The sequence below is a fragment of the Cognatishimia sp. genome (assembly GCF_049116455.1).
Lineage (GTDB): Bacteria > Pseudomonadota > Alphaproteobacteria > Rhodobacterales > Rhodobacteraceae > Cognatishimia.
This window is the reverse complement of sequence record NZ_JAGDYW010000001.1, coordinates 11,985-27,312: the sequence shown is the minus strand read 5'-3', so window position 1 is coordinate 27,312 and position 15,328 is coordinate 11,985. Positions and strand designations below refer to the sequence as shown.

Annotated in this window: 14 protein-coding genes; 5 read left to right on the top strand and 9 right to left on the bottom strand. The window is 51.7% G+C overall.

All coding sequences use genetic code 11. The annotated features are described in order from the left end of the window. The first annotated feature begins 193 nt into the window (after positions 1-193). Both galU and galE read left to right on the top strand, forming a co-directional pair. Positions 194-1,084, top strand: a complete 891-nt coding sequence (galU, locus tag JXQ85_RS00120) for a UTP--glucose-1-phosphate uridylyltransferase GalU (RefSeq protein ID WP_421746816.1) — start codon at positions 194-196, stop codon at positions 1,082-1,084. Then, positions 1,085-2,080, top strand: a complete 996-nt coding sequence (gene galE / locus JXQ85_RS00115) for a UDP-glucose 4-epimerase GalE (protein ID WP_421746815.1) — start codon at positions 1,085-1,087, stop codon at positions 2,078-2,080. A gap of 40 nt (positions 2,081-2,120) precedes the next feature. On the opposite strand, the gene JXQ85_RS00110 is transcribed toward galE, so the two are convergent. The 5 genes from JXQ85_RS00110 to JXQ85_RS00090 form a co-directional block, all read right to left on the bottom strand. Continuing rightward, positions 2,121-3,263: a Gfo/Idh/MocA family protein gene (locus JXQ85_RS00110; RefSeq protein ID WP_421746814.1), complete on the bottom strand. Its 1,143-nt coding sequence runs from the start codon at positions 3,261-3,263 to the stop codon at positions 2,121-2,123. 19 nt (positions 3,264-3,282) lie between these two features. Further along, a complete protein-coding gene (locus tag JXQ85_RS00105) occupies positions 3,283-4,371 on the bottom strand; it encodes an ABC transporter ATP-binding protein (RefSeq protein ID WP_421746813.1) in 1,089 nt (362 codons plus the stop codon). Positions 4,372-4,375: 4 nt separating this feature from the next. Beyond that, complete coding sequence (locus JXQ85_RS00100) at positions 4,376-5,281, bottom strand: carbohydrate ABC transporter permease (protein WP_421746812.1); 906 nt, start codon at positions 5,279-5,281, stop codon at positions 4,376-4,378. Beyond that, positions 5,278-6,105 (bottom strand): carbohydrate ABC transporter permease, encoded by an 828-nt coding sequence (locus JXQ85_RS00095; RefSeq protein WP_421747452.1) that lies wholly within the window; start codon positions 6,103-6,105, stop codon positions 5,278-5,280. Before JXQ85_RS00095 ends, JXQ85_RS00100 begins: the two co-directional genes overlap by 4 nt. A 195-nt stretch (positions 6,106-6,300) precedes the next feature. Then, the gene (locus JXQ85_RS00090; RefSeq protein WP_421746811.1) at positions 6,301-7,533 is read right to left on the bottom strand and encodes an ABC transporter substrate-binding protein; all 1,233 of its coding nucleotides are present in this window, start codon (positions 7,531-7,533) and stop codon (positions 6,301-6,303) included. A 181-nt stretch (positions 7,534-7,714) separates the two neighbouring features. Between JXQ85_RS00090 and JXQ85_RS00085 the strand changes: the two genes are divergently transcribed. Further along, complete coding sequence (locus JXQ85_RS00085) at positions 7,715-8,746, top strand: LacI family DNA-binding transcriptional regulator (RefSeq protein WP_421746810.1); 1,032 nt, start codon at positions 7,715-7,717, stop codon at positions 8,744-8,746. Between the two features lie 2 nt (positions 8,747-8,748). Here JXQ85_RS00085 and JXQ85_RS00080 read toward each other — a convergent pair whose 3' ends face one another. The 3 genes from JXQ85_RS00080 to JXQ85_RS00070 are packed head-to-tail and all read right to left on the bottom strand — an operon-like array spanning position 8,749 to position 11,697. Further along, positions 8,749-9,807 (bottom strand): sugar phosphate isomerase/epimerase family protein, encoded by a 1,059-nt coding sequence (locus JXQ85_RS00080; protein WP_421746809.1) that lies wholly within the window; start codon positions 9,805-9,807, stop codon positions 8,749-8,751. Between the two features lie 8 nt (positions 9,808-9,815). Continuing rightward, entirely contained in the window at positions 9,816-10,940 is a 1,125-nt protein-coding gene (locus JXQ85_RS00075; RefSeq protein WP_421746808.1) for a Gfo/Idh/MocA family protein, read from the bottom strand. Next, positions 10,933-11,697, bottom strand: coding sequence for a sugar phosphate isomerase/epimerase family protein (locus tag JXQ85_RS00070; RefSeq protein ID WP_421746807.1), 765 nt, complete (start codon positions 11,695-11,697; stop codon positions 10,933-10,935). Before JXQ85_RS00070 ends, JXQ85_RS00075 begins: the two co-directional genes overlap by 8 nt. A 274-nt stretch (positions 11,698-11,971) precedes the next feature. On the opposite strand from JXQ85_RS00070, the gene JXQ85_RS00065 reads away from it, so the two are divergent. Then, positions 11,972-12,877, top strand: coding sequence for a lysophospholipid acyltransferase family protein (locus tag JXQ85_RS00065; protein ID WP_421746806.1), 906 nt, complete (start codon positions 11,972-11,974; stop codon positions 12,875-12,877). Positions 12,878-12,971: 94 nt separating this feature from the next. After that, entirely contained in the window at positions 12,972-14,240 is a 1,269-nt protein-coding gene (locus JXQ85_RS00060; RefSeq protein ID WP_421746805.1) for a 3-deoxy-D-manno-octulosonic acid transferase, read from the top strand. 1 nt (position 14,241) lies between these two features. On the opposite strand, the gene JXQ85_RS00055 is transcribed toward JXQ85_RS00060, so the two are convergent. Then, complete coding sequence (locus JXQ85_RS00055) at positions 14,242-15,267, bottom strand: LacI family DNA-binding transcriptional regulator (RefSeq protein ID WP_421746804.1); 1,026 nt, start codon at positions 15,265-15,267, stop codon at positions 14,242-14,244. Positions 15,268-15,328: the final 61 nt, after the last annotated feature.

Below are 15,328 nucleotides of genomic sequence, written 5' to 3'. Positions count from 1 at the left end.
AAGATATAGGAAATGAATGATTCACAGCGACAATGGAAGCAACTCACAAAACCAAACAGGATAGCATTTAGTACTTATGGTCAGGTTCTTGAAGCGATCGTTGCATGTACTTTACAACGCAACGGGTTGTCTTGGTCCGGGTTTGTTCGAAGGTCTAAAGTGTGAAATAAATGGTTAAGAGTAAGGGAAGCAGATGAAAAAAGTTACAAAGGCGATTTTTCCTGTGGCAGGTCTGGGGACACGTTTTCTCCCCGCGACCAAATCTGTACCAAAAGAAATTATGACTCTCGTAGATCGTCCATTGATTCAATATGCGATCGATGAAGCGCGTGCGGCAGGCATCAAAGAATTTATCTTTGTCACGTCTCGAGGTAAGGGCGCACTTGAAGACTATTTTGACCATGCTCCGCAGCTTGAGGCTGAGTTAGAGGCGAAAGGCAAGGCACAACTGCTCGATGTCTTGCGCGATACAAATATGGACTCTGGGGCTGTGGCTTACGTTCGACAGCACAAGGCGATGGGTCTTGGTCACGCAGTATGGTGTGCGCGGCGACTGGTGGGCGACGAACCGGTTGCGGTTTTGCTACCGGATGACGTTATTGCCGCTGAAACACCTTGTCTGAAGCAGATGGTAGAAGCCTATCAAGAAACTGGCGGCAATATGGTTGCCGCGATGGAAGTGCCTGCAGATAAGACCTCGTCTTACGGGATCTTGGACGTGAAAGAAGACATGGGGCATATGGTCTCCGTGAAAGGAATGGTTGAGAAACCTGAAGCTGGCGCCGCGCCTTCCAATCTCGCCGTTATTGGGCGCTATATTTTGTCTCCTCAAGTTCTTGATAATTTGAATGCAACCCAAGTCGGTGCCGGCGGAGAGATCCAATTGACGGATGCGATCGCCAAGGAGATTGGCACAGAAGGTAATGTCTATGGCTACCGGTTCCGAGGTCAGCGATTTGATTGTGGATCGAAGGCTGGCTTTTTGCAGGCGACAGTTTCCTTTGGATTGGCGCGTGATGAGTTGAAAGATGAGTTCTCTCAATTCTTGACTGACATTTCCAACATCAACCGTGCAGCTGAGTAGATGATTTCCAAGAATGTGTTGGTCACAGGTGGCGCGGGGTACATCGGTTCGCATGCCTGTAAGGCGTTAAAGGCTGCTGGCTACACGCCTATTGCGTATGATAATTGCTCGACAGGCTGGGAAGAAGCGGTGAAATTTGGCCCGCTTGTGAAAGCTGACTTGATGGATCAGGCGGCGTTGAAAGAGACCTTTGAGCGCTATCAACCGATCGCCATCATGCATTTCGCTGCTTTGAGCCAAGTTGGCGAAAGCATGCAGGAACCCGGTCGCTACTGGCGTGAAAATGTCACCGGTGCGCTTAATCTTGTGGAAGCCGCAGTTGAAGCCAAATGTTTCAACTTTGTTTTTAGTTCGACCTGCGCCACATACGGTGATCAGGACAACGTGGTTCTTGATGAAGATTCAGTGCAATTGCCGATCAATGCCTATGGGGCTTCTAAAAAGGCGATTGAAGGCATCTTGCAAGATTTCGGAACGGCCAATGGTTTGCGCCATATGATTTTCCGATATTTCAACGTCGCGGGGGCTGACCCTGATGCTGAAGTTGGAGAATTTCATCAACCTGAGACCCATTTGATTCCTTTGATGTTGGATGCCGTCGACGGCAAGCGTGACGCTTTGACGATTTTTGGAACAGACTATGATACGGCTGACGGGACTTGCATTCGTGATTACGTCCACGTGTGCGACTTGGTCGATGCGCATGTCCTAGGTTTGAAATGGTTGCTGGATGGTAAGGGTAATCGTATTTTCAACTTGGGTACGGGTGACGGCTTTTCGGTGCGTGAAGTGATTAATCACAGTCGGGCCATTACAAACCGTGAAGTGCCATATGTTGAAGGCGCGCGGCGTGCGGGAGATTGCACCAAGCTGGTTTCTGGTTCAAATCGCGCCGTCTCGGAGCTAGGCTGGGAACCAAAACGATCAAATCTGCACGCGATGATCAGTGACGCTTGGCGTTGGCATCAAAATGTGGCCAATCACTATAAAAAATAGGGCCGTGAGGCCCCATTTTTCTGATTAAGGTTCACATGACCTAATTTACATCAAGTAAGTTGACCCAAGTCCCTTGCTGCTGTGAAGAGTGTAGACAGGCCAATATAAACTTCATTCCATCCATGCCGTCTTGCAACCCAATGTGGTGTTCGGGTGCTTGGAAACTGTCGTCACGTGTTGCGCGGATTAAATCCGCAGCGTCGCGGTATAAATTGGCAAATCCTTCAAGATAACCTTCTGGATGTCCCGCAGGAATGCGCGAGGCAGCTTGATTTGATGCGTCAGAAGATACGCCAGCGCGTGTTAGAATTTGTTTGGGGTGGCCAAAGCGTGTGAAGTTCATTTGGTTGGGGTTTTCTTGCGACCATTCGAGCCCACCTTTTGTTCCGTAGATCCGAAGACGTAGCCCATTTTCGTTGCCCACAGCGACTTGGCTTGCCCAAAGACTGCCTCGAGCACCTCCTGTAAACCTAAGTTTTGCTTGCACGTTGTCATCCAATTGTCGCCCCTCCACAAAAGTAGAAAGTTCGGCCGAAAGACTTTCCAATGTTAAGCCAGTCACAAAACACATCAAATTATGGGCGTGGGTGCCGATGTCACCCACGCAGCCGCCAGCACCGGACCGGGAGGGATCGGTGCGCCAGTCGGCTTGTTTGTTGCTGACCTCTTCGGTGAGCCAATCTTGAGCGTATTCCACCTGAACTACACGAATGTCACCCAGTTCTCTGGCCGCGATCATTGCACGGGCTTGGCGAATTAACGGATAGCCTGTGTAATTGTGGGTCAGAATGAAATGCGCTGTGGAGCGTTTGGCTGCTGCAGAGATCGCTTGGGCTTGTTCTAAGTTTGCCGCCAGTGGCTTGTCACAAATTACATGAATGTTTTGATTGAGAAACGCTATGCTCGGATCGGCGTGCATGTGGTTAGGAGTCACAATTGCGACTGCATCAATCCCATCTGGGCGTTGAGCTTCTGCAGCTGCCATCTCTTCAAAAGAGTGGTAGCTGCGGTCTGCATCCAATCCCAAATCTTGCGCCGAATCCAGCGCGCGGTCTGGATCAGAGCTGAGAGCGCCGGCGACCAAGTCCCATTGGCCATCCAACCGAGCTGCAATGCGGTGGACCTCTCCGATGAAAGCCCCTTGTCCGCCGCCGACCATTCCCAAACGCAGTTTTTGTGTCATGGCAAAATTCCTTCTGCGCTTAAAGGCGTTCTTCGGTGTGAGCATCAAATAAGTGGCAACTCTCGGAGTGGAAACCGAGGGTCAAGGCGTCGCCATTTGCAACTTTGGCTTGGCCGTCCAAACGTACCCACATTTGCAATTGTCCAACTTGGACCCGCGCCAATGTGTCTGACCCCAAGGGTTCAACGAACTCAATAGTTCCAGATAGTTGGATGGGTTTCGTCGCCGCTTCATCGCCCGTTGCCATGTGTTCAGGACGAATGCCAAGACATGCGGCGCCACCGGTCTTTTCGTTTGCAAATGGATAGCCCGCCAATGACAGCGATCCGAGGTCACAATCAAACTGACCTTCAGAAATCATGCCATCGATAAAGTTCATTGTTGGGGAGCCAATGAATTGGGCCACATATTTGTTGGCTGGGTGGTTATAGATTTCGAATGGGCTGGCAAATTGCAGAACGTTGCCGTTCAGCATAATCGCGATGCGATCGGCAAGCGTCATGGCCTCGATTTGATCATGAGTCACGTAGATCATGGTGTTGCCTAGCTGCTGGTGCAGCTGTTTGATCTCGACTCGTAGGTCTGCCCGCAGTTTTGCATCTAGGTTGGACAGGGGTTCGTCAAACAGGAAGACATCCACATCCCGAACCAATGCACGCCCAATTGCAACACGCTGACGTTGCCCGCCTGAAAGTGCAGCAGGTTTACGATCAAGCAAAGGTTCGATCTGCAAGATTTTTGCAGCCTTAGCCACACGCTCGGCGATTTCGGTCTTAGAGATGCCTGCATTGCGCAGACCGAAGCTGAGGTTCCCTTTAACTGTCATTTGCGGGTAGAGCGCATAGGACTGGAACACCATGCCGATGCCGCGCTGTGATGGTTCCGCCCATGTGACGTTGTGACCAGAGATATGAATTTCCCCGTCGGTCACGTCCAAAAGCCCTGCAATGCAGTTCAATAAGGTGGATTTGCCACAGCCGGAGGAACCAAGTAGGACGACGAACTCTCCGTCAGCGATATCGAGGTTGAGGTCCTTCAAGACTTCAACTGCGCCAAAGCTAAGGTCGAGGTTCTTGATAGAGATACTAGGGTTTACGATTTGATCCATGTTCTTAACCTTTGACAGCGCCGGCGGCGATGCCGCGTACGAAGAGTTTTCCTGAGACGAAGTAGATGACGAGTGGCACAGCACCGGTCAGTAGCGTGGCAGCCATGTTGACGTTGTATTCTTTGACGCCTTGCACTGAGTTCACGATGTTATTGAGCTGTACTGTCATCGGGTAGATGTCTGGCTTGGTGAAGACGACACCAAAGAGGAAGTCGTTCCAGATGCCCGTGACCTGCAAGATGATCGCGACCACGAAGATTGGCAGAGACATAGGCAGCATGATTTGGAAGTAGATCCCCCAAAATCCTGCCCCATCGACACGGGCTGCTTTGAATAGCTCTTCAGGAACACTTGCAAAGTAGTTCCTAAACAGCAGCGTCAGGATCGGCATGCCAAAGATGGTGTGCACCATCACAAGGCCGGTCAGTGATCCGTAAACACCAAGTTCGCGCAGGATGATTACGATTGGATACAGCATGATCTGGTAGGGGATGAAGGCCCCGACAATCAGAATATTGAAGAAGAGTTCGGAGCCTTTAAAGCGCCAGAAACTCAGCGCATAGCCGGACACCGAGGCCACAGCGATAGAGACCAAAACAGATGGAATAAGAATGCGAACTGAATTCCAGAAACCGCGAGACAGACCATCACAGTTGATGCCGGTGCACGCTTCAGCCCAAGCTTTGACCCATGGTTCGAAAGTGATTTCAACTGGCGGGGCAAAGATATTGCCGACACGGACCTCAGTCATGTCTTTCAGAGAGGTCATGACCATCACATAAAGTGGCAGTAAGTAGTAGATCGAGACGATCACTAACGTGCCATAGATCATGATGTTGGCTGGCGTTATAGCGCGCTTTGGCTTGGGGCCTCTGGGGGTTTGGCGGGATGTTTGAACGGTGGAGCTCATTTGTCTTTCTTTCCCCCGTATTGCAGGTAGAGATAGGGGATGATGATGATGATCACCATCACAAGCATCATGGTGGAGGCCGCAAAACCCTGGCCTAGGTTTTGGCGCTGGAAGAGGCTGTCGTAGACATATTTCGCGGGCACATCTGAGGCGATGCCGGGCCCGCCGGCGGTTTGCGCTACAACCAAGTCATAGACTTTCACGATGCCTGCAGAGATCAGCACCAATGCGGTGACCAGAACAGGTTTCATCATGGGCAGAATGATATGTGTGTAGGTCTTGGCGGTGCCGATCCCATCAACGCGGGCGGCTTTCCAAATATCATCGGGGATGCCGCGCAAGCCCGCGAGCATAATCACCATCACAAGGCCGGTGCCCTGCCATAGGCCAGCGATGAGGATGCCGTAGATGACGATATCTGCGTTAAAGAGCGGATCGAATGTAAAGCTTTCCCATCCAAAACTGCGCACAATTTTCTGCACTCCAAATTCTGGATTTAAGATCCACTGCCAAACCAGGCCCGTCACGATAAACGAAAGCGCAAATGGGTACAGGAATATAGTGCGGAATGTATCTTCAAAACGGACTTTGCGATCAAGCAAAGCAGCAAGGAAGAAGCCGATGATCATCGTGAAAATCAACGAAAGCACGCCGTAGATGGCGACGTTTTCAACAGCAACCATCCAACGTTTTGTACTCCAAAGCCGTTCGTATTGATCAAAACCAACAAAATTGGTCTTGGGCAGTAGTCGCGAGTTGGTAAAGGAGTACACGATGGTCCAAACCGAACAGCCAACGAAAATGACCAGTGCGGTCAAAATCATGGGGGTGGCAGCGATCTTAGCATTTAGGTTTCTGAACAGCCGTAAAGGCGGTTTAGCCGAGCGGGCCGAGGATGCCTCGCGGGGTGGGTTTGATTGGGATATATCAGCCATTTGAGCTCTCTGTGCACGGACGATGTGCCACTTTAGGCACAAAAAACCCGGCCAAAACAGGTTCGGCCGGGTTTCGTGCGTGGGTTAGTCTGCGCTTGCGATGATGTCTGCGTAACGCGCTTGTGCGTCAGCCGCGGACAGATCGGTGGACCAGAACTCGGTCATCAGATCATCAATCTGGCCTGTTGTATCGGCAGACAGGACCTGATCGCCACTGATTAGAATGTTGCCTTGAGCCAGGATATCCAAACCCTTTTTCATACAGTCGTTGGCGGCTGTCAGATCGACGTCACCGCGCACTGGCAGCGAGCCTTTTTTCAAGTTGAAGGCAACTTGAACGGCTTTTGACATCATCAGAGACGCCAGCTCTTTTTGAGCGGCTTCAACTTCTGCATCGTCATTTTTAGGGAAGTAGAAGGCGTCACCACCTGTAGAGATGACTTCGGTTACGCCCAAGCCGGGCAAACAAGTGTAGTCTTCTCCAGCCACTTGACCAGCAACAGCGAATTCACCCTGAGCCCAGTCGCCCATGATTTGGCCACCTGCTTCGCCATTGATCACCTTCGCAGTTGCAAGGTTCCAATCAAGAACGTTTGTGTCTTTTGAGAATTCACGCGCTGCTGCGGCGGCCTCAAATACTTTGGTGTAAGCTGGGCCAGCTGCGACGCTTGCGTCTTTTTCGCTGTTCACCTTCAGCCAATTGTCTTCGCCTGCAAGAGCAACGGCCATCACGCTAAATGCGCCGTTTGCTTGCCATGCTTGACCACCAAGCGCCAATGGCACTTTCCCTGCTTCAGCCAGGGCTGGCATCGCAGCAACATATTCATCCCAGTTGGAAGGGACATCTAGGCCAGCATCAGCGAAGGCTTTGTTAGAAAGCCACAGCCACTGCCAAGAATGGATGTTCACAGGAACACAAAACACTTTTCCATCAACAGTACAGCTTGCGAGCAGGCTGGATGGGTTCACGATATCTGCCCAGCCTTCAGCTTCGGCAACATCGGTAAGGTCAAGCATTAGACCGGCTTCGATCAACTCTTCGGTCTGGCGACCGTGGTTGAACTGTGTAGCGCCCATTGGGTCGCCGCCGATGATGCGGGAAATCATGATAGGACGCGCTGTACCGCCGCCCCCTGCGATCGCGCCGTCCACCCAGTTGTGATCGGTGCCTTCGTTGAATGCTTTGGCAAACTCTGCAACAGCGGCTGCTTCGCCACCGGATGTCCACCAGTGTGTGACTTCTAGGTCTACCGCATGCGAAGCTGTTGCCAAACCTAGGGCAGCAGTGGTCGCAAGGAACATGCGTTTCAGTTTCATTTGGTCCTCCCATGAGCGCGGATTCCGCGCCTGTTGTTTTCCCGCTTTTGTATTTTGTAATCGATTACATTTGCGGGCGCACTGATATGTAAACGATTGCATGGAGAATTCATTGAGTCGAGGCCTCTTGTCAAGACGTCTTTGCACAGGTAGCGAATAAGGAGAGTAGGAGAAACACCCGATGGCCCCGAAAAACGCTCGAATTCAGGATGTTGCCCGTGTCGCAGGCGTGTCAACGGCCACTGTAAGCCGCGCGCTTTCTAATCCCGACTTATTGGCAAAACCCACACGTGATGCGGTTTTCGAGGCAATCGAGCAAACCGGATACCGGGTGAATCAGGCTGCACGGAACTTACGCAAGCAGCAATCCGGGGCGATTCTTATTTTGGTGCCGAACCTCGGGAACCCATTTTTTAGCCAAATTTTGGCTGGAATTAACTCGGTTTTGGCGGACAGTGATTTTTCAGTTTTGATCGCTGACAGCTCGGAGAAACGGCAAAAAGGCAAGCTAGCAGAATTCCTTTTGGATTCCCGCGTTGATGGAATGATTTCATTGGACGGGGATCTTACGGTCAATGAGTTGAAGCGCTTTGATCAAGGTGCTGGCGCAAATCGGATCGTGTTTGCATGCGAGTGGGTGCCAGATGGTGACTATCCATCCGTGCGCGTTGACAATGCCATGGGGGCGCAGCTGGCCGTGCGGCACCTTTACGACCTCGGACACCGTAAGATCGCTCATGTCACGGGGCCAGAAAGCAACGTTCTAACTGCCGAGCGCCGTGCGGGCATGATGGAAGAGCGTCAACGCCTAGAGCTGGAAACGCGCCCAGAATGGGTTATTCGGGGCGACTTTTCGGTACAATCAGGGTTGGATGCAGCTCAGAAAATACTAGCGATGCCTGATCGTCCAACGGCAGTGTTCTGTGCCTCAGACGAGGTAGCATTTGGTCTAGTATCCGGGCTTGAGAGCATTGGCATTCATGTGCCCAAAGACATCTCTGTGGTTGGGTTTGATGACATTGAGTTGGCACAAGTTTTCGTGCCCAAACTCACCACCATTCGCCAAGACCGTCAGAGCATTGGAGCAAGGGCAGCAGAAATGCTGTTGGAGCGGCTGACGCAGACCTCAAAGAGTGTTCGCGCGACGGGCAACCAGCCAGAGGTGCTCGGCGTTGAATTGGTCTCGCGCGAGAGTACCTCTGTGCTGATTTAAATTTAAGAAAGGCCAAGCATCCGCTTGATCTGGCTTTTATCAGTTTCACCACCGGCAAAATCGTCAAATGCCTTTTCAGTGACACGGATTATATGGTCGTTGATAAAGGGTACACCTTCTGCGGCACCGTCTTCAGGATGCTTTAAGCAGCATTCCCATTCCAAAACGGCCCAACGGTCATAGCCATATTGTGCAAGTTTGGAAAAGACACCTTTAAAATCGACCTGCCCATCACCAAGCGATCTGAACCGGCCCGCGCGATCTGTCCATCCCGCATAACCAGAATAGACGCCTTGGCGACCTGTAGGGTTGAACTCTGCATCTTTGACGTGAAAAGCGCAGATACGTTCGTGATAGATATCAACGAAGTCCAGATAATCGAGTTGCTGTAGCACGAAATGACTAGGATCATAGTTGATCTGGCATCGTGGGTGATTGTCGAGGGCTTCTAAAAAACGCTCAAACGTTGTGCCATCAAACACATCCTCTCCAGGATGGATTTCATAGCCAACATCGACCCCCGCATCCTCGTAAGCGTCCAGCACAGGTCGCCAGCGTCTTGCAAGTTCGCTGAAGGCTTCTTCGATCAATCCCGGTGGGCGCTGTGGCCAGGGGTAAAGGAATGGAAAGGCCAGTGCGCCGGTGAAGCTGACGGAGCCATCCAGCCCAAGATTACGGCTGGCTTTGGCCGCAAGGAGCATTTGTTCATTAGCCCATTCTTGGCGTGCGCTTGGATTACCCTTAACTTCGGCAGGGGCGAGCGCATCCATGGCTTCGTCATAGGCAGGATGAACGGCCATCAATTGGCCCTGGACATGAGTGGAAAGCTCTGTGATTTCAACACCATGTTCAGCGCAGATGCCAATGACTTCGTCGCAATAGGTTTTGCTTTCTGCAGCGCGCGCGAGATCAAAAAACCTCGCGTCCCAAGAAGGGATTTGCACGCCCTTATAGCCAAGGCCAGCTGCCCATTTTACGATATTCGGCAGTGAATTAAACGGCGCTTCATCCCCTGCAAATTGCGCAAGGAACAGCGCGGGGCCTTTCATTGTTTTTGACATGTTGGCTCCTATGCTTGGTCCGTCATCAACGCGGCAGCATCTGCTGGGCTAAGGGCCGCAGGCCGTTCACAAGTGGTTTGGATTTCAAGGACTGTGCGTGTTTCAGCTGCGCTGAGGATCGAGGTCATTACATCCACAACATGAAGCGCGAAATCATTTGAACATCGATGGGTGCGGCCTTCGGCAATCGCAAGCGCCATATCAGACAGGCCGGCTCCGCGGTAATTGGCCTGATCGTCGTCATTTACAACTGCAAATGGGTGTAGCCACGGCTCAAGGGCCACATCTTCTTTTTCTTCAGTGACGCGCACTGTTCCGCCAAAGAAGTTGGGATCAGGCAAGTACATCGTGCCTTTAGAACCGTATAGCTCCATGCACGAATGATCGTGCGTCCAGACGTCCCAGCTGCAAAGCAGGGTAATGATGGCTCCGTTTTTAAACTCAAGGATTGCATGAATCGTTGTCGGTGTTTCAACTGGAATCTCTTCGCCCAGCCGTGGCCCGTTCGCGATGGTCCGTGTCGCTTGCGCGCTGCCAGCAATCGCAGTGACACGCGCAACAGGGCCGATCAGTTGAATCAAATTGGAAATGTAATAAGGGCCGATGTCCAGAACCGGGCCCGCACCAGGTTTAAAGAAAAAATCTGGGTTTGGGTGCCAATGCTCCATGCCGTGGGATTGAACGACTGCTGTCCCAGAAGTCACCTTACCGATTTGGCCTTCGTCAATTAGGCTGCGAGCAAATTGATGTGCCCCTCCCATAAAGGTATCCGGAGCGGAGCCAATCCGCAGGCCTTTTTCTTTTGCGATATTCGCAAGTTGCTGGCCCTCATCGCGAGACAGAACAAACGGTTTTTCTGAATAGACATGTTTGCCTGCGTTTAGAATGCGTTCTGAAACTACAAAATGCGCAGCCGGGATGGTGAGGTTGATCACCAGATCGATGTCATCGCTGGCCAAAAGCTCTTCGACCGAGTGACCACGCACGCCAAACTCCGCCGCCCGATTCATTGCGGCGGCTTGGTTGATGTCGGCGACTGCGAGGATGCGGTAGCCTTTGAATTGTGGGGCCAATCTTAGATAAGCCGCAGAGATATTACCGCATCCGATGATGCCAACGCCAAGATCAGCCATTGAGGGTCTCCATAATACCGTGGAACGCGCGAGCAGAGCGCGCAAGGTAGCGATGCGGATCGCTTGGATTGTCGTGTTCTAAAATGAACAACATGTCAGGGTTGGACTTATGAGCGCTTGAAATAATCGCGGCCCAATCGGCGGTGCCATCTCCAAGATCTGCCCAACCGTCTTCATCCAGGTTTTCTCCCGCTGGGGCGAGGTCTTTGACGTGGATCGCTTCAATGTTTGAATTGTAATTGTTGAGCCAAGACATTGGATCAACGCCTGCGCGAATGACCCAGCCCAAGTCAGCCTCCCATGGCAGATCTGGTTGTGCGTCAAACATCGCCTGCATCGGCAAAGCGCCATCGCTAAGTGCTTCGAACTCAAAGTCGTGATTGTGCCAACCCAATGATATGCCGTGGTCAGCAAAGAGCTTACCTTTTTCATGCAAAAGGTCGGCGATCTCGCCATAGCCGCGTGCGGTTTCTGGGCGTTGTGACGCGTCTAAATATGGAGCAAAGACTTTGGATATCCCAAGCGCCTTCGCGCGGTTGATCACGTCATTTGCATTGTCACGAATATCATCGAGCCCAAAGTGTGCAGAGGGCATCGTCAAACCTGTGGCTTTCAGAGCTTGCTGATAGGTGCTCGGGTCTTCCATGACCGCGCGGTAACCTTCTACGCCTTGGATGCCCAGTTCCGCACATTCCGGCAAGATACGCTCCGGCGTCGTTGAATTTCTCATACTATACAGCTGAAGTGACAGCGGCATGTGGCTCTCCATTTTCCCTATTGGTAGCATATATTTTTGACGGACATCACGGCTGGGTAATACACCCTGAACGAGCCATGAAATCGATTACATATATTCATGAGGCTTGATTGGGGCAGATGTCAACGGGAAAAGTAATCGATTACATTTTTGGGTATTTGGACCCACCGATCCGAGCGGAGCAGGTTGGAATTTTCTAGAACAGACAGAGGTTTGACGCCGATACGCGCTGCGCCCTTTTCAATTCCTGTGCCTTCGGCGATAAGTCGTGATTATGGCAAGTGCGAACAAAAAACGACGTGTGACGATTCTTCAGCGCATCGAATATAGCGTGATCCGTTCGATTCTCGCGATGATCCATGCGATGCCTTATCGGCTGAGGATCAGAGCGATGGGGCGAGTGATGCAGCACGTGATTGCGCCGGTTGCAGGATATAGCAAGCGGGTGCGCGAGAACTTGGAATTGGTCGCGCCCGAAATCCCTGCGGATAAACGCAAGGAAATGGTCGGACGCACAGCGAATAACATTGGGCGAACACTGGCAGAGCTGTTTTCGCCAAATGAGTTTGCGCCCCTTGCGCGGACGGTTGAATTGACCGGCCCTGGAGTAGCAGCGATTGATGCCGCTCGGGATGCTGGGCAGCCCGTTATTTTTGTTTCTGGTCATTTTGGCAATTACGATGTCATCCGCTCTGCTCTAATTGCACGCGGATTGGATGTTGGCGGATTGTATCGCCGCATGAACAATCCACTGTTTCATGAGTACTATCTTAACAATATCTCAACCATTGGTACCCCGCTTTTCCAACGCGGGCGCCAAGGTTTGGGACAAATGTTGCGCCATTTGAAAAAAGGTGGGTCATTGGCTGCATTGATCGATGTGCGTGCTGGAAATGGCGAGCCTTTGCGTTTCTTTGGGCACCGCGCATGGACGGCGGTGTCGATGGCAGAAATGGCGGTTAAGTATAATGCTTTGCTGGTGCCTTGCTTTGCCGTGCGTCAGGCTGACGGCATATCATTTGAGGCGATCATCGAAGCGCCCATTCCTGTTGGTACTCCGTCAGAAATGACACAAGCCTATAATGATATTCTTGAAAATCATGTGCGTGAGAATATGGAGCAATGGTTTTGGTTCCATCGGCGTTGGAAGGATGTGCCGCATCGTGAAGCTGCGGAGTAGACCTGACTTTATGTGAGTTTTGGCTCTACGCTCGACATCGAAGCGTGGGGCAGGTAAGCCCGGTTCTTAAGAGCATCGATGCAAGGCAAATAGCGTGGCGAGCGGTTCCAAAATTTTGACGGCGTATTTGGGGCTGACGCATGTGCTGCACCCGATCTATCGATATGCCGTTCAGCGACGCCGCGCTGCAGGCAAAGAGCACAAGACCCGCTTTCCAGAACGATTTGGCCAGACGACAATAGCAAAACCCGCGGGGCAACTGATTTGGATACATGCAGCCAGCGTCGGAGAAACCCAATCTTTGCTGGGCTTGATCCCGGCATTGCTTGAAGAGAGGCCTGACCTGAGCATTCTGTTGACCAGCGGGACAGTGACGTCTGCACGTTTGATGGAGCGTGATCTGCCCGATCGCGCCATCCATCAATTTGCCCCGATAGATACACCCAAAGCAATTAAGAGGTTTTTGGACCATTGGCAGCCTGACTTGGCGATTTGGGTTGAAAGCGAAATCTGGCCCCGGATGCTGGTCGAAACCAAAAGTCGTGACATTCCGATGCTTTTGCTGAATGCGCGTGTGTCTGCGAAAACGCTTGAGCGTTGGACTTTCGCACGGCGCGCTGCAGAGCGATTGTTCTCTCTGTTTGATCATATTTTGGTTCAAGATCAGGCAACCAATGAACTACTGAGTGGCCTTGGCATTTCCGAAAACAAGCGAAGCCTCACTGGGTCACTTAAATCTGAACTGGCTCCAGCTATGCCGACTGGTTCTGATGTTACTAAAATCATGTCAGCGTTGCACGCGCGTCGGTGTTGGTTGGCCGCTTCTACCCATCGGGGTGAAGATGAGCTGATCCTTGAGGCCCATAAAGCTCTGGCAACCAATGCGCTTTTGGTCCTGGTGCCGCGCCATCCTGAGCGCGGTACTGAAATTACAGAAATGGCCAAATTTGAAGGGTTCAATGTTGCGACCCGGAGTACTGCAGATCCATTGACCGATCAGACTGAGGTCTATATCGCGGACACGCTTGGCGAACTCGGTCTTTGGTATCGTTGTGCTCCAGTAAGTTTTGTTGGTGGCAGCCTGACTGGGGTTGGCGGGCATAATCCATTTGAACCCCTGTTGTTGGGGTCAAATGTAGTTACCGGACCCCACACAGGGAACTTTGCGGATGTCTATTCGGTGCTTGCAGCTGCCAAGGGTTACCAAGTGGTGCACAACAGTGATGAGTTGTCTGAACATGTAGATCGGTTGATGGATCGCGCACAGGGTGAAGATTTGTTGAAAAGAGCGCAGGCGGCATTAAAGAACGACACCTCAGTCACGGCGTCCGTTCGGGATGCGGTTCTGAGCTGGCTGAGATAATTTACTGATCTCGTAGTTTGGCCACAGACTCACGCGTTATTAGTTTTGGCTCCAACTTTTCAGCATTTGGAAACACGCCATGTTCAAGCCAATTGCCCACGGCGTTCCCTGCAGCGGCGCCCATACGTTTCACAGGTAAGTGAATGGTCGAGAGGGCCGGGAAGGTATGTTCGGAAATCGGCAGGTCATCCATCCCGAGCACCGAAATTTCATTCGGGATGCTGACTTCTAGCCTTTGAAGGCGCTGCAAGACGCCAATTGCAAGGACGTCAGACATGCAAGCGATGGCCGTTGGGCGTGGCTCGAGCGCTAGGATATTATCTGCCGCCTGCGCCCCGCCTTCGAAAGAGAAATCTACCTCTTGGAAACTGTAAGAGATCCCGGAAATAGACCGGACTCCATTCAAGCGCGCACGTGTACGGTCATTCCGATGTACCGGACCATGTACAATTGCGATCCGATGATGGCCTTGTTCGAGCAAATGCTGCACGCTCATTTGAGCAGCAACGATATTGTCATAACCAATTGTCGGCAGGGGGCCGTCTGGTTCGAAATATGAGGTCGCCAGTGTTGGAAGCTGCGCAGCCTTAGTGAGTTCAAAGAGCGCCGGTGCATGTGCAACGCCAGAAAGCACCAAAGCTTCTGCACCAATGTCGATCAGAGATTTGGCTTTTTCGACTTCGGTATTTGGGTCCTCTCCGGTTGTGGAGACCACCAAAGCCAGGCCAAATTCTGCAAGTGTGTTTTCAAGTGCCGCGAGGAAGCGCGCAAAGATCGCATTGTCGAGTGTGGGTACCAAAGCCCCAACAAATCGAGTTCTGCCACTATTGATTGCACGCGCGGCTGCGCTTGGAGTAAAACGCAATTCGCCAATAACTCGTTGTACGTTTTCGCGGGTATTAGGGGCAACTGAGTTCGGAGAATTCAAAACGCGAGAGACAGTCGCAACCGATACGCCCGCAGCCTTGGCGACATCTCGAAGGTTTGCTCTCTTTTTGTCACCAATTGCGCGCATAAATTCAGCCATAACTTAATTTTTCTACTTGTGGAACAGAATATTCTTGACGCATGTAACCAGTTACATCAGC